General features: G+C 71.2%; 10 protein-coding genes. All 10 read left to right on the top strand.

All coding sequences use genetic code 11. The features are described from left to right. Positions 1-162 precede the first annotated feature (162 nt). Positions 163-1,267 (top strand): peptide chain release factor 2 gene (gene prfB, locus CKCBHOJB_RS08105; RefSeq protein WP_281051463.1). Its coding sequence is split into 2 segments (ribosomal slippage): positions 163-243 and positions 245-1,267, totalling 1,104 coding nucleotides; the frame shifts between segments, so codons are not numbered across the junction. 18 nt (positions 1,268-1,285) lie between these two features. After that, a complete protein-coding gene (locus CKCBHOJB_RS08100; protein WP_281051462.1) occupies positions 1,286-2,557 on the top strand; it encodes a hypothetical protein in 1,272 nt (423 codons plus the stop codon). Between the two features lie 16 nt (positions 2,558-2,573). Further along, positions 2,574-3,284, top strand: a complete 711-nt coding sequence (locus CKCBHOJB_RS08095; protein WP_281051461.1) for a hypothetical protein — start codon at positions 2,574-2,576, stop codon at positions 3,282-3,284. Positions 3,285-3,352: 68 nt separating this feature from the next. Continuing rightward, positions 3,353-4,459 (top strand): tRNA (uridine(54)-C5)-methyltransferase TrmA, encoded by a 1,107-nt coding sequence (gene trmA / locus CKCBHOJB_RS08090; protein ID WP_281051460.1) that lies wholly within the window; start codon positions 3,353-3,355, stop codon positions 4,457-4,459. Positions 4,460-4,482: 23 nt separating this feature from the next. Beyond that, positions 4,483-7,275 (top strand): AAA family ATPase, encoded by a 2,793-nt coding sequence (locus tag CKCBHOJB_RS08085; protein WP_281051459.1) that lies wholly within the window; start codon positions 4,483-4,485, stop codon positions 7,273-7,275. A 10-nt stretch (positions 7,276-7,285) separates the two neighbouring features. Further along, positions 7,286-8,536 carry a hypothetical protein gene (locus tag CKCBHOJB_RS08080; RefSeq protein ID WP_281051458.1) on the top strand — a complete coding sequence of 417 codons (1,251 nt, stop codon included), beginning with the start codon at positions 7,286-7,288 and terminating at the stop codon, positions 8,534-8,536. A 181-nt stretch (positions 8,537-8,717) separates the two neighbouring features. Beyond that, positions 8,718-10,253 carry a lysine--tRNA ligase gene (lysS, locus tag CKCBHOJB_RS08075; protein ID WP_281051457.1) on the top strand — a complete coding sequence of 512 codons (1,536 nt, stop codon included), beginning with the start codon at positions 8,718-8,720 and terminating at the stop codon, positions 10,251-10,253. Positions 10,254-10,322: 69 nt separating this feature from the next. After that, the gene (mnmC, locus tag CKCBHOJB_RS08070) at positions 10,323-12,239 is read left to right on the top strand and encodes a bifunctional tRNA (5-methylaminomethyl-2-thiouridine)(34)-methyltransferase MnmD/FAD-dependent 5-carboxymethylaminomethyl-2-thiouridine(34) oxidoreductase MnmC (protein ID WP_281051456.1); all 1,917 of its coding nucleotides are present in this window, start codon (positions 10,323-10,325) and stop codon (positions 12,237-12,239) included. Then, positions 12,236-13,381: a sensor histidine kinase gene (locus tag CKCBHOJB_RS08065; protein WP_281051455.1), complete on the top strand. Its 1,146-nt coding sequence runs from the start codon at positions 12,236-12,238 to the stop codon at positions 13,379-13,381. The genes mnmC and CKCBHOJB_RS08065 overlap by 4 nt, the downstream gene beginning before the upstream one ends. Then, positions 13,378-14,049: a response regulator transcription factor gene (locus tag CKCBHOJB_RS08060; RefSeq protein ID WP_281051454.1), complete on the top strand. Its 672-nt coding sequence runs from the start codon at positions 13,378-13,380 to the stop codon at positions 14,047-14,049. Before CKCBHOJB_RS08065 ends, CKCBHOJB_RS08060 begins: the two co-directional genes overlap by 4 nt. Positions 14,050-14,113: the final 64 nt, after the last annotated feature.

Below are 14,113 nucleotides of genomic sequence, written 5' to 3'. Positions count from 1 at the left end.
ATCGGCACCCCCCGCCGCGCTCGAGCCGCTGCACGCCCGCACCCGCGCCAATGCCGGACCCCTCGGCAGCAACAAGGCGATTGGGGGCGATTGGGGGAGGCGCGTGATTACCCGCCAGGCCCTATAATGCACGGTTTCCCTGATTCAGCCGGAGCAGCAAACATGGAAGCCGAACGCCAGAACGCCATCGCCGAAAAACTCGCCGACCTCGCCGCCCGCGGTCGCGAACTACGGAGGTATCTTTGACTACGATGTGAAAGCATCGAAGCTCGAAGAGGTTAACCGCGCACTGGAAGACCCGGCGGTCTGGAACAACGCCGAGCGCGCCCAGGAGCTCGGCAAGGAGAAGCGCCAGCTCGAGGACGTCGTGCTGACGCTGCAGAAGATCGACGCGCAGTCGCGCGACCTCAAGGACCTGTTCGAACTGGCCGAGGCCGAGGACGACGACGACACCTTCGAGGCGGTCGAGGCCGACCTGGGCGAGCTGCAGGCGGAGGTCGAGAAGCTCGAGTTCCGCCGCATGTTCAGCAACCCGATGGACCCGAACAACTGCTTCATCGAGATCCAGGCCGGTGCCGGCGGCACCGAGGCCCAGGACTGGGCGGGCATGCTCGAGCGCATGTACCTGCGCTACGGGGAAAAGAAGGGCTTCAGCGTCGAGCTGATGGAAGAGACCGAGGGCGAAGTCGCCGGCATCAAGAACTGCACGATCAAGCTCAGCGGAGAGTACGCCTACGGCTACCTGCGCACCGAGACCGGCATCCACCGCCTGGTGCGCAAGTCGCCGTTCGACTCCAACGCCCGGCGCCACACCAGCTTCACCTCGGTGTTCGTGTATCCGGAGGTGGATGACTCGATCGAGATCGAGATCAACCCCGCCGACCTGCGCATCGACACCTACCGCGCCTCGGGCGCCGGCGGCCAGCACATCAACAAGACCGACTCGGCGGTGCGGATCACGCACGAGCCCACCGGCATCGTCGTGCAGTGCCAGAACGACCGCTCGCAGCACAAGAACAAGGCCGAGGCCATGTCGATGCTGAAGGCGCGCCTGTACGAGGCCGAGCTGCGCAAGCGCCAGTCCGAGCAGCAGAAGCTGGAAGACTCCAAGAGCGACATCGGCTGGGGTCACCAGATCCGCAGCTACGTGCTCGACCAGTCGCGCATCAAGGACCTGCGCACCAGCTACGAGGTCGGCAACACCCAGGCCGTGCTCGACGGCGATCTGGACGACTTCATCGCGGCGAGCCTGAAGCAGGGCGTCTGAGGCAGGGGCGTTCCCGGTTTGAGCGACCCCTTCCTGTCCGACTTCCTCGCCCCCGGCGTCGACGCCGACGAAGTGCCCGAGCTGGCGGCGCTGGCCTCGGCGCGCCCGCTGCTCGACGCCTTCATAACGCTGTTCCGCGGCACCGAGGCCGAGGTGCTGATGCGCCTGCTGGTGCTGCGCGAGATCGGCCGCGAGGCCGATTCGCCGCGCTGGTCGCCGGAGGCGCTGCGCGCGCGCTTCAGCTATCTCGACGCGGTCAAGCTCGAGACCGTGCTCAAGCGCCTGCGCGACAACGCCCTGCTGGCGATCGGCGAGGACGGCCACTACGCGCTGTCCGACGTCGGCCGCAACGCGGTGGCCGCGATCGCGATGCTGCTGCGCTTCGGCGAGGAAGAGGATGCCGAACTCGGCTTCCTGACCGCCCAGCTCGCCGGCCTGCAGGCGGTGGGCAGCATCACCCCCGAGGCCCTCGGCCACCTGCTGTCCAAGCTCAACGACCTCAGCTGGCACTTCGAGGAGGCGATCGCCTCCGGCTCCGAGTTCCGCATCCTGGACGCCCGTCGCCGGCTGTCGGCCAACGGGCGCTGGCTCGAGCGCGGCACCGACATCCTCAACGGCCTGCTCGCCGACCCCGAGGTCGACTTCGACATCGCCCGCATCGCGCAGCGCATCGGGCTGGCGCAGTCGCGCCTGGCGCGGGTGGACGCCGCCTTCCAGCGCGCGCTGAACAAGATCGAGGCGCAGCGCGTGACGCTGGGCGGCTCGGGGATCTCGTCCTCGGACGTCGCCGCCTGGCTGCGCAGCCTGGGCGCAGATGCGCTCGCCGGCCTGGCGGCGGACACCTTCGCCGCGGTGCCGGAACTGCCGCTGCTGGCCGGCGGCCACGAACTGCTCGACCGCGCCGAGGCGATGCTCGAAGGCGAGGCGGCCGCCGCCACCGCCGACGCCGACCTGCCGCCGCCGGACAGCACCGGGGCGGACGTCACGCTGCAGGCCGAGGACCTGCGCCTGCTCGAACATTTCGCCCACCGCCTGGAGAAGCTGCCGGCCGCACAGCCGCTGCACCAGGTCGTCGCCGGCGGCGGCTTCGCGCCGGCGAGCTACCGCCTGTCCCTGCTCGCGCTGCTCGCCGACGGCGCCGAGGCCGGCCCCGAGGATGGTCCGGTGGGCGCCTTCATGCGCCTGCCGCTGGAGGTCGAGTTCGGCGATACGCTGACCGCGGTGGGCGAGGACGAGATCGCCGCGATGACGCAGGGCGAGGTGCGGCCGCGCGCCACGGCCTCGACCTGAGCCAACGGGATTCCCCATGGAACACGAACTCAAGACCCTGACCGCGCGCCTGCTCGCCCAGCGCTGGCTGCCGCGCAGCGACCGCCTGGTGCGGCGCGCGCTGGTGGACGAGACCTTCCGCCATGAGCTCGACCGCCGCCTCGCCGACGTCGGCCTGCGCCTGCTGGACAATCCCTACGCCGCCCACGTCGGCGTCGCGCTCGAGGCCGAGCTCGCCGAGCCGGTGTTCGGCGCCGGGCGCGAGTACGCCGCCAGCAACATGGGCCTCACCCGTGACGAGATCGCCCTGCTGGTGATCCTCTGGGCGCTGATCGTGCTGCCCAAGCGCGAGCGCCAGGTCAGCCGCCGCGAACTCATCGACGACGGCCAGAGCGACCTCTTCGGCGGCGGCGACAAGCCGGTGGCGCACGGCGAGACGGTCTCCGGCACGCTCACCGAAGCCTCGCTGATCGCCGACTTCGGCCCGCGCCTGGGCGGACGCACCAAGGTGCGCAACTTCATGCTCGGCAAGCTCGCCCGCCTCGGCTTCATCGAGCGCCGCAACGGCCTGATCGGCGAAGGCCCGCTGCTCGACCTCGCGCTCGACTACCGGGTGATGGCCGACCGCATCATCCACGGCACGCTCGGCGAGGTGCTCGCCGCCGCCGGCCACGCGCTGCCCGAGGCCAATGCCTTCGAACATGCCGATGCGCTGACCGACGAGGACGCTCCCACGGAGGACGCGTGATCGCTCTCATAGCGTCCGTCGCCGCGGCGCGGCCACCCCGCATTTCCGTCACAAGATCCCGCTAATCCATGCCCCTGCCCGACATCGACCCCGCCCGCTACGAGGAGCAGCTCGCCGCCAAGCTCGCGCGCTACCGCGCCGACTTCGCCGAGTTCGCGCTGCCCGAGCCCGCGGTCTTCCGCTCCGCGCCGCTGCACTACCGCCTGCGCGCCGAGTTCCGCCTGTGGCACCACGAAGGCCGCATCGACTACGCGATGTTCGACAGCGCCGACCCGAAGCAGCCCATCCTGCTCGAGACCTTCCCCGCCGCCGCAGAACCCATCGCCACCCTGATGCCGCGCCTGCGCGACGCGCTCCAGGCGAGCGAACCGCTGCGGCGCAAGATCTTCCAGGTCGAGTTCCTCGCCACCCTGAGCGGCGAGTGCCTGGTCAGCCTGGTCTACCACCGCCCGCTCGACGAGGCCTGGGAGGCCGCAGCACGGGAGCTCGCCGCGGCGCTGGACATCCGGCTCATCGGCCGCAGCCGCAAGCAGAAGCTCGTTCTCGAGCGCGACTGGGTGCAGGAGGAGCTGGAGGTCGACGGCGCGCGCCTGCGCTACCAGCAGTTCGAAGGCAGCTTCACCCAGCCCAACGGCGGCGTGAACCAGCACATGCTGTCCTGGGCGCGCGCGCAGGCGAAGAGCGTGGGCGCTGCCCCGCAAGGCGCGGGCGACCTGCTCGAACTCTACTGCGGCAACGGCAACTTCACCGTCGCGCTGGCGCCGCTGTTCGGCCGCGTGCTCGCCACCGAGATGAGCAAGACCTCGGTGCGCGCCGCGCACACCAACCTCGCCGACAACGGCGTGGACAACGTCACCATGGTGCGCATGGCGAGCGAGGAGATCAGCGACGCGCTGGCCGGCGGCCGCGAATACCGCCGCATGGCGGGCGTCGATCTCGCGGGCTACCGCTTCTCCACGCTCTTCGTCGACCCGCCGCGCGCCGGCCTGGATGACGGCACGATCGCGCTGGCCAGAGGCTTCGACAACATCCTCTACATCTCCTGCAACCCGGAGACCCTGCGCGCCAACGTCGCCGCGCTGTCGGAGACACACCGCATTGCGGCAGCGGCGGCCTTCGACCAGTTCCCCTACACCCACCACCTCGAGTGCGGGCTGCTGCTGCAGCGGCGCTGAAACCCCGACGCTTCCGGCGACCCATGTTCCACATCAAGACCCTCGAGCTCGTCCACTGGGATTTCTGGCGGCGCTTCTCGCTGCCGCTGGACGCGCAGATCATCACCATCGTCGGCCCCAACGGCTCGGGCAAGACCACCCTGCTCGACGCCCTGCGCACGCTGTTCGCGCTGCGCTGCTCGGGCAAGCGCGACTTCCGCCGCTACGTGCGCCGCGCCGAGCGCAGCTTCGCGTGGATCCGCGCGGTGGTCGCCAACCAGCCCGGGCACAGCGGCAGGCGGCCCTTCTTCCCCTGCCTGGCCGACGAGGTCACGCTCGCCTGCCGCATCCGCAAGGCCGGCGGCGACTGGATCCGCGACTACACCATCGTCGACGGCAACCTGCCGATCGAGGCGCTCGAGCAGACCAGCGACTGGATCGGCCTGCGCGACTACCAGAACCGCCTGGCCTGGGGCGGCCTGACCCCGGCGATCACCAAGGTGCTGGCGCTGGAACAGGGCGACACCGACAAGCTGTGCGAGTACTCGCCCAAGGCCCTGCTCGAGCTGGTGTTCGACGTCTTCGGCGACAAGGAGGTGCTGGACAACTACCAGGCCGCGCGCGAGGAACAGAAATCCGCCGAGCGCGAACTCGGCGAACTCGGCATCGACCTCGACCGCCTCAAGACCCAGGCCGAGGAGAAGAAGGCCGAGGCCAACCGCTTTCTGGAATGGAAGCAGCTCGCCGACGAGGCCCAGGCACTGGCGGCCGAGATCGTGCCGCGCCTGGAGATCGCCGAACTGGAACGCGAGATCGCCGCCGAGCGCGAGGCCCTGCACCGCGTCGGCCGCGAGCGCGCCGAGAAGCAGGCGGAGCAGCGCGAATCCCGCCAGCGCCTGGACGTCGTGCGCAACGAGCAGGAGGCTGCGCAGGCCGAACGCAAGCGCCTGAAGGAAAGCGACACCGCTTCCGAACAGCGCTACCTCGCGGCCCACGACCGCGTGCGCGACCTCGACAAGCTGCTCGAGGAGCGCGACCTGCTGCGCGCCCAGCTCGCCAGCGAGCACGGCGCCGACGCGGTGGCGCTGGAGAAGGAGCACGAGGAGGCCGATGCCGCGCTCGCCGCCCTGCGCCGCAAGGAGCGCGAGCTGGTCGCCGCCTTCGAGGACAGGACCGACACCCTGCGCGGCGAACGCAAGCGCGCCGGCCCGCCGGGCGACGCCGAGGTCGCGCGCTTTCGCGTCAGGCTCAGCGCCGAGGGGATCGCGCACAGAAGCCTCGCCGAGGTCGTGGAAGTCACCGACCCCGCCTGGCAGGCGGCGCTCGAAGCCATCCTGCGCCCCTACCGCCACCTGATCCTGCTCGAGCGCGAAGCCGACCGCCACCTCGCCTGGGCGCTCGGCGAGCGCGAGCGCTTCCGCCACTTCATCGTGCCCGAACGCGAGACCGCCCCGCCGCCGCGGCCGATGAGCCTGGCCGAGGTGGTGGAATTCGGCGCCCCGGTGCCGCGCTGGCTCGCCGACCTGCTCAACCGCATCCGTCGTGTCGAAAATGCCGAGGCCGCGCGCGAGCTGCCGCGCGAGCAGGAATGGATCACCCGCGACGGCTACCACCGCGAACGCCGCGGCGCCCGTCACCTCGGCCGGCCGCAGGAGTTCCACTTCGGCGAGCTCGCCCGCCAGTCGCGCATCGCCGCGCTGCAGGACGAGATCGCCGGCCTCGACAAGCAGCTCCAGGCCCTGCGCCCCAAGCTCGACGCCGCTGCGGCGCGCCTGACCTCGATCCGCCAGCGCCTGCTCGGCCTGCAGTCGGCGCAGCTGCTCGCCGCCAAGGCCGAGACCTACGCCAGCGCCGAGGCCGAACGGCCCGCCGCGCGCAAGGCGCTCACCGAGGCGATCGCCGAGCGCAGCGAGACGCGCGGCGAGATGGACCGTCTTTCCGACAAGCTCAACGGCATCCAGATCGAGCTCGAGCGCCGCAACCGCGAGCTCAAGGCCATCGAGCTGCGCCTGGCCGACATCGCCCGCGAGCACGGCCCGCGCCGCCACGCCCAGGCCGAGCGCATCTTGAAGCTGCGCCGCCGTCGCGGCGGCATGCCCGCGCACTGGCTGGACGCCAGCGAACTCGCGCTGCTCGCCGACAAGTACGGCGACGCCCGTGGCGCCCGCCTGCAGCTCGAGCGCCTGCGCCGCCACCTGGACGAGGGCGACTGGATCACCGACCCCGCGGTGCTGGTCGTGCGCGACCGCCTCGCCGCCGAGGTCGCGCTGCGCGAGCGCGACTACCAGAACCGCCAGGGCTACTGCACCACGGCGCGCCTGCACACCGACAACGCGCGTGCCGCCTACATCGCCAAGCTGCGCGCCACCGTGCGCCAGTATGCGAAGAACCTGAAGGCGCTCGGCGAACTCGCCAACCTCAGCGTCGACTGCCCCACCCCGCATCTGGACAACGACGACCTCTCGCTCGCCCAGGCCGGGCTGGAGGTGCGCTTCGACTTCGACCGCAAGGGTGCGGTCGGCCTCAACGACGGCGAGGCCTCGGGCGGCCAGCAGGTGATGAAGTCGCTGATCCTGTTGATCGCGCTGCTGATGGACGAATCCCGCCCGGGCGGCTTCGTCTTCATCGACGAACCCTTCGCCCACCTGGACGTCGCCAACATCGACCGCGTCGGCACCTTCCTGCGCGCCACCCGCGCGCAGTACCTGATCACCACCCCGGTCACCCACAACGCCAACGTCTTCGCCCCGGCGCAGCTCACCCTGGTCACGCGCAAGAAGCAGCCGGGCAGCGACTGGGCGCCGCCGATCGGCGTACTGCAGCGGGCAGTGGATTGAGGCAGGGAAAATGAGCCCGGACGCGATCGCCTGGAGCGCACCCGACGCGCGCGGCATCTCCACCGCCGTGCTCGGCAAGGCCAACGCCTCGAGCCTGCGCGGACGCAGGCTGCTCCGTGCACTTCGCGTCCAGCCTGCGGACACCGAGGTCTGGCCAACGGTGTGGCGACGCCTGGCAGCGCAGTGGCTCAAGAGCGCACCCGGCGCCGACACTCGCCTGCAGTGGGACAGCCTGTTGCGCAAGGCCGGGGCCGAAGGCGCCAACACCGCGCTCGCCTTGTACGAGGATCTGCTGGCCCATGGCCAGATCGAGGCCGAGGAAGTCCGCGACCGCGGCGGATGGATGCTGAAGCGGCTGCGCTTCACGGATCCAGCGGCACTCCGCCGGCACCTCGGTCTGCCCGAGCCCGATGCCGACCTGCGCGCCTGGCAGCTGCGGCGCGACACCCTCGACTACGCGGACGCCGATCTCGCGGCGGCCGCCCGCGATCTCGATAGCTGTGCGCCGAAGACCGCGCTGGCACGCGCCGACCTGCTCGACGCGCTCGCACGCTGGCGTGATGCGGGACCGGATGCCGCCGCCCCGCGCGCGGGCACCCGGCGCGACTTCTCCCTGTTCGCGCGCGGCGACACCAAGGCCATCACCGATGCGGACTGGACCTGGCTGGAAGAGCGCTTCGACCTCGCCGCCGACGGCATCGTCGCCCACGCGCCAATCATGCTGCTGCGGGCGACGTTCACGGCACGCACGCACAACGGCAGCCTGGACCTCGGCGCCCTCCCGGCCTTCATCGGCCTGCCCCCTGCTGCCGTCTCGGCCATGGTGAAGATCGAGCCGGCGCCGCGCTGCTGGCGCCTGGTGGAGAACCGCACGGTCTTCGACCGGCTCGCGACGAAGCTTCCCGCCGATGAAGCCCTGGTCTGGCTGCCGGGCTATCCGCCCGGATGGTGGTCGAAGGCCATGTGCCACCTGCTGCGCCTCGGGCCCGCGCCGGCATTCATCGCCTGCGATCCGGACCCGGACGGAATCGCCATCGCCATGCTCGCCGGATCGGCGTGGCAGGCGCTCGGGCTGCCCTGGGCGCCAGACCGGATGGACGCCGACGCCCTCGAACGCCTGCCCGCAAGGCGGGACTTGAGCATGCGCGATCTCGCCCTGCTCGATCGACTGGAAAGAGAAACGCTGCCCCCCGCCCTCATCGCGCTCGCCGCGGCGATGCGCTCGAGCGGCCAGAAGGGCGAACAGGAAGGCTTGTTCTGAACCGCCATCAAGGGCGCGCTCCGGGGACCTTATCCAGCCGTACCCTCGCCATGTGCGCCTCGCGCCCCCTGCCCACGCGGCCCCGGCAATTGCCCCGACCTCCCGGCCCTGCCACAATTACGCCTTTCGCGCCGGCGCCTTGCCGCCACGCATCCGATTCCTCCGCATCGAACACCGAGCCATGGCCGACCAGACCAACACCCAGCCCCAGGACGAAAACCACCTGATCGCCGAGCGCCGCGAGAAACTCGCCGCCTGGCGTGCCAGTGGCCGCGCCTTCCCCAACGACTTCTCGCGCGAGAACACCGCCGGCAAGCTCGACGAGCTCTACGGCGACAAGGAAGCCGACGCGCTGGAGGCCACCCCGGTCGAGGTCAAGGTTGCCGGGCGCATCATGTTGAAGCGCGTGATGGGCAAGGCGAGCTTCGTCACCATCCAGGACCTGTCGGGCCGCATCCAGCTCTACGTGCAGCGCGACGGCGTGGGCGAGGACGTGTATGCCCAGTTCAAGACCTGGGACATCGGCGACATCGTCGGCTGCGTCGGCACCGTGTTCAAGACCAAGACCGGCGAGCTGTCGGTCAAGGCCGCCGAGATCCGCCTGCTGACCAAGAGCCTGCGCCCGCTGCCGGACAAGTTCCACGGCCTCACCGACGTCGAGCAGAAGTACCGCCAGCGCTACGTCGACATGATCATGAACGAGCAGACGCGCTTCACCTTCGTGGCGCGCAGCCGCATGGTGCAGTCGATCCGCAACTACATGACCGGCCACGGCTTCCTCGAGGTCGAGACGCCGATGATGCACCCCATTCCCGGTGGCGCAGCGGCCAAGCCCTTCATCACCCACCACAACGCGCTCGACATGGAGCTGTTCCTGCGCATCGCGCCGGAGCTGTACCTGAAGCGCCTGGTGGTGGGCGGCTTCGAGAAGGTGTTCGAGGTCAACCGCAACTTCCGCAACGAAGGCCTCAGCCCGCGCCACAACCCCGAATTCACCATGATGGAGTTCTACGAGGCGTACGCGAACTACAAGACGCTGATGGACTTCACCGAGGGCCTGATCCGCCAGGCCGCACGCGAGGCGCTGGGCACCGAATCCTTCGTCTACCAGGGGCGCGAGCTCGACCTGTCGAAGCCCTTCCACCGCCTCACCATCGTGCAGGCGATCCGCAAGTACCACCCGGGCTTCACCGAGGAACAGCTGGCCGACGCCGCGTGGCTGAAGGAGAAGATCGTCGCCTTCGGCGAGAAGGTCAAGCCGGGCGGGCTGGGCAGCCTGCAGCTGCAGCTGTTCGAGGCCTGCGCCGAAGCCGAGCTGTGGGAGCCGACCTTCATCATCGACTACCCGGTGGAGGTCTCGCCGCTGGCGCGCGCCTCGGACACCGACCCCGAGATCACCGAGCGCTTCGAACTCTTCATCGTCGGCCGCGAGATCGCCAACGGCTTCTCCGAGCTCAACGACCCCGAGGACCAGGCCGCGCGCTTCCGCGCCCAGGTCGAGGCCAAGGAAGCCGGCGACGAGGAAGCGATGTACTACGACGCCGACTACATCCGCGCGCTGGAATACGGCCTGCCCCCGACCGGCGGCTGCGGCATCGGCATCGACCGCCTGGTGATGCTGCTCACCGACGCACCGGCGATCCGCGACGTGATCCTGTTCCCGCAGATGCGTCCGGAATACTCGGCGGGCGCTGCGGTCCAGGACCGCGAACTCTGAGCGCACCGGCCAGCGCGCAGTGCATCTGGCCGCTGCGCGCTGGCGGATGATTCGCCCGCGGCTCGTCCCATGCAGATCATCCCTGCCCGCCTCGAACACACGCCCGAAGGCGTGCTGTACTCGAGCACCTTCGCCGACGCCTATCACTCGCGCGACGACGCGCTCGGCCAGGTCCGTCACGTCTTCCTCGCCGGCAACGGCCTGCCCGATCGCTGGCAGCGGCGCGAGCGCTTCACCATCGTCGAGACCGGCTTCGGTGCCGGGCTCAACTTCCTCGCCACCTGGGCCGCCTGGCGCGCGGACCCGCTGCGCAGCGCCCGCCTGCACTTCGTGTCCTGCGAGCGCCACCCCTTCCGCCGCGAGGATCTCGCCCGCATCCATGCGTGCTGGCCGCAGTTCGCCGCACTGGCCGCCGACCTGCAGGCGCAGTGGCCGGTGCTCGCCCCCGGCCTGCACCGGCTCAACCTCGACGACGGCCGGGTCACGCTGACCCTCTTCCTCGGCGAGGCCGGCGACGGGCTGGCGCAGCTGGTGGCGCGCGCCGACGCCTTCTACCTCGACGGCTTCGCCCCGGCGAAGAACCCCGAGCTGTGGTCGGAACGCATCTTCCACCTGCTCGCGCGCCTGGCCGCGCCCGGAGCCACCCTGGCGACCTGGTCGGTCGCCGGCAGCGTGCGCGAAGGCCTGCGGCGCGCCGGCTTCGAGGTCGTCAAGCGCCCCGGCTTCGGCGGCAAGTGGCAGATGCTGCGCGGCGAGCTGGCGCGTCCGCTGCCCGACGACGGCGAGCACGACGGCCGGACGATCCGCCACGCGCTGGTGATCGGCGCCGGCATCGCCGGCTGCACGGCGGCGGAGCGCCTCGCCGAGCGCGGGTGGACGGTCGACCTGATCGACGCCGCCGCCCCCGGCCAGGGCGCCTCCGGCAATCTCGCCGGCGTGCTGCGCCCGCTCCCCAGCCTCGACGACAACCGCATGAGCCGGCTCACGCGCGCCGGCAGCCTGTACGGCTGGCGCCACATCGACCGCCTGGCGGCGCGCGGCTTTCCCGTCCGTGCCGCGGCCTGCGGCGTGCTGCATCTGGGGCGCGATGCGAAGCAGGAAGCGAAGATGCGGGCGGTCGTCGAACGCCTGGCGCTGCCCGCCGAGCATCTCGCCTGGGTGGATGGCGCCCAGGCTGCGGAGATCGCCGGCTGCGCGGTGGCCGGCGGCGGCTGGTGGTTCGCCGGCAGCGGCTGGGTGCAGCCACCCAGCCTGTGCGCCGCGAGCCTCGCCGCAGCGGGCGCGAACCTGCGCACGCACTTCGGCTGCCGGGTCGCCGGCCTGCAGCGCGACGCCGACGGCTGGCGCGCGCTCTCCGCCGACGGCGGCGGCACGATCGCCTCGGCGCCGGTGGCGATCCTCGCCGCGGGCGTGGGCGCGCACGACTTCGAGCTCGCGCAGGCCCTGCCGATCGTCAGCGCGCGCGGCCAGGTCTCGCACCTGCCCGCTGTGGCGGGCAGCGCGCCCCGCGTCGTGGTGTGCCGTGGCGGCTACGTCAGCCCCGAGCTCGACGGCCTGCGCTGCGCCGGCGCCACCTTCGCGGTCGATGACGAGGAGCCCGCGCTGCGCGCCGCCGATCACGCCGAGAACCTGGAAAAGCTCGACACGATGCTGCCGGGCTTCGCGCGCGACTTCGACCCTGCGACGCTCGCCGGGCGCGTCGGCTTTCGTCCCGCCTCGCCCGACCGCCTGCCGATGATCGGTGCCGCGCCGGTCCGCGGCATCCCGCCTGCGAGCGCCGGGCTCGCGGACGTAGGTCGTCACCCCGACCTCCATGTGCTGTCCGGCTACGGCGCCCGCGGCCTGGTGTGGTCGGCGCTGGCCGCCGAGCTCCTCGCCAGCCGGCTCGAGGGCGATCCGCTGCCGCTGACCCGCGACCTGTGCGAGGCGGTCGATCCCGGACGCTTCATCCTGCGCCCCGCCTCCACCGGACCGCTCGCCGAATGAAGGCGCGCGAAGTGGACGCGCTGCGCACCGCGCTCGACACGACCGCCTTCCGCCTCGAGGCCACGCAGGATCTCGCCCGCGTCGGCGACTGGGAGCTCGACCGCCACAGCGGCCGCATGCACTGGTCGCGCCAGCTCTTCCGCCTGTTCGATCGCCCGGAGGCGCTCGGCGTGCCCGACATCAACGAGGCGCTCGCCTACTACAGTCCGGCTTCGCTCGAACGCACCCGCGACCTGTTCTGGCAGGCGATCGACACCGGCAAGCGCTGCGCGCTGGAGCAGGAGGTGATCCTGCCCTCAGACCAGGTTCGCCACCACCTCACCGTGATCGTGCCGGTGAGCGACGTCCAGGGCCAGGTGTACAAGCTCTACGGCACCGTGCAGGACATCACCGAGCGCAGGCGGATGGAAGCCGAGCGCCTGGAACACCTTGCCCGCCTGCAGACGCTGTCCCGCCACCTCGTCGCCATCGAGGAGCGCGAGCGCCGCGAGCTGGCCTGCGCGCTGCACGATCGCGCCAGTCCCAACCTGGCCGCGCTGCGCATCCTGTTCGCCAACCTCGCCGCCCATCTCTCCGAGACGCTGCCTGCCACGGCGCGCGCCGGGATCGGGCCGATGCTCGACGACGCCGCCGCGCTGCTCGCCGACACCACCGCCGGCATCCGCGAGATCTGCACCAACCTGCGCCCGGCCACGCTCGACTACGGCGGCCTCGCGCCCGCGCTCGACGAGTACGTGAGCCAGTTCCGCCGGCGCACCGGGCTGGACGCGACAGTGGAGATCGCCCCCGGCACCGACACCCGCGTGCTCACCCACGCCGCGAAGTCGCTGTGCTTCCGGCTGGTCCAGGAGGCGCTGACCAACTGCGCCAAGCATGCGCGGGCCGGCGGCGTGCGTATCCGCCTCGAGCATCAGGCCGACCGCTTCCGCCTGACCGTGACCGACGATGGCGTCGGCTTCGACCTGTCCCGGCTCGGCGAGGCGGGGAGCACCCCCGGACTGGGCCTGATCACCATGCGCGAACGGGTCGAGCTCGCCGGCGGCCGTTTCCGGCTGCGCACCCGGCCGGGCGAAGGCACCGCGATCGTGGTCGAGCTGCCCTGCCCGCCCGCATCCGTCCCGTCCCCGGAGCCGCCGCGATGAGCCTGCACATCGTCCTCGCCGACGACCATCAGATGTTCCGCCACGCGCTGCGCGCGCTGCTGGCACGCGAGCCCGGGCTCGAGGTGATCGCCGAGGCCGCGAGCGGCGAGGAGGTGCTGGCGATCGCCGCCGCGCAGCCGGTCGACCTGGTGTGCATGGACATCGCCATGCCGGGCATGAACGGCATCGAGGCCACCCGCCGCCTGCTGGCGGTGAATCCGGGCATCCGCGTGATCGGGCTGTCGGCCTTCGCCGACCGCCAGTTCGTCATCGACCTGCTCGACGCCGGCGCGCGCGGCTACATCACCAAGGCCGAGGCCGGCGACGAGTTGCTGCGCGCGATCCACACCGTGTGCGAGGGCCGCACCTACCTGTGCCCCGACGTCGCCGCCACGGTGACCAGCGCCCTGCTCGACCGCGACAGCCTGTACGCCGCCGCCCCCCGGCTCACCGAGCGCGAACGCCAGGTGCTGCAACTGATCGCCGCGGGCCTGACCTCGGCGCAGATCGGCGACCGCCTGCACATCGCCGCATCGACGGTGGAAGTGCACCGCCGCAACCTGATGCGCAAGCTCGACCTGCACAACATCGCCGAGCTCACCCGCTACGCCATCGCCCGCGGCATCAGCCCCGCGGCGGGGCCGCCCGACGGCGGGGCACCGGGCTGAGCGGGGCGGGCAGGCTCGTACTACCGGTTTCACGGTAGATGAAACACGGCAAACGGGGTATGTG

Origin of the sequence: Thauera sp. GDN1, from assembly GCF_029223545.1 — a bacterium.
In the GTDB taxonomy this organism is placed as follows: domain Bacteria; phylum Pseudomonadota; class Gammaproteobacteria; order Burkholderiales; family Rhodocyclaceae; genus Thauera.
Note: the sequence above shows the minus strand (reverse complement) of the source record. Positions and strands in the feature narration are given on the sequence as shown.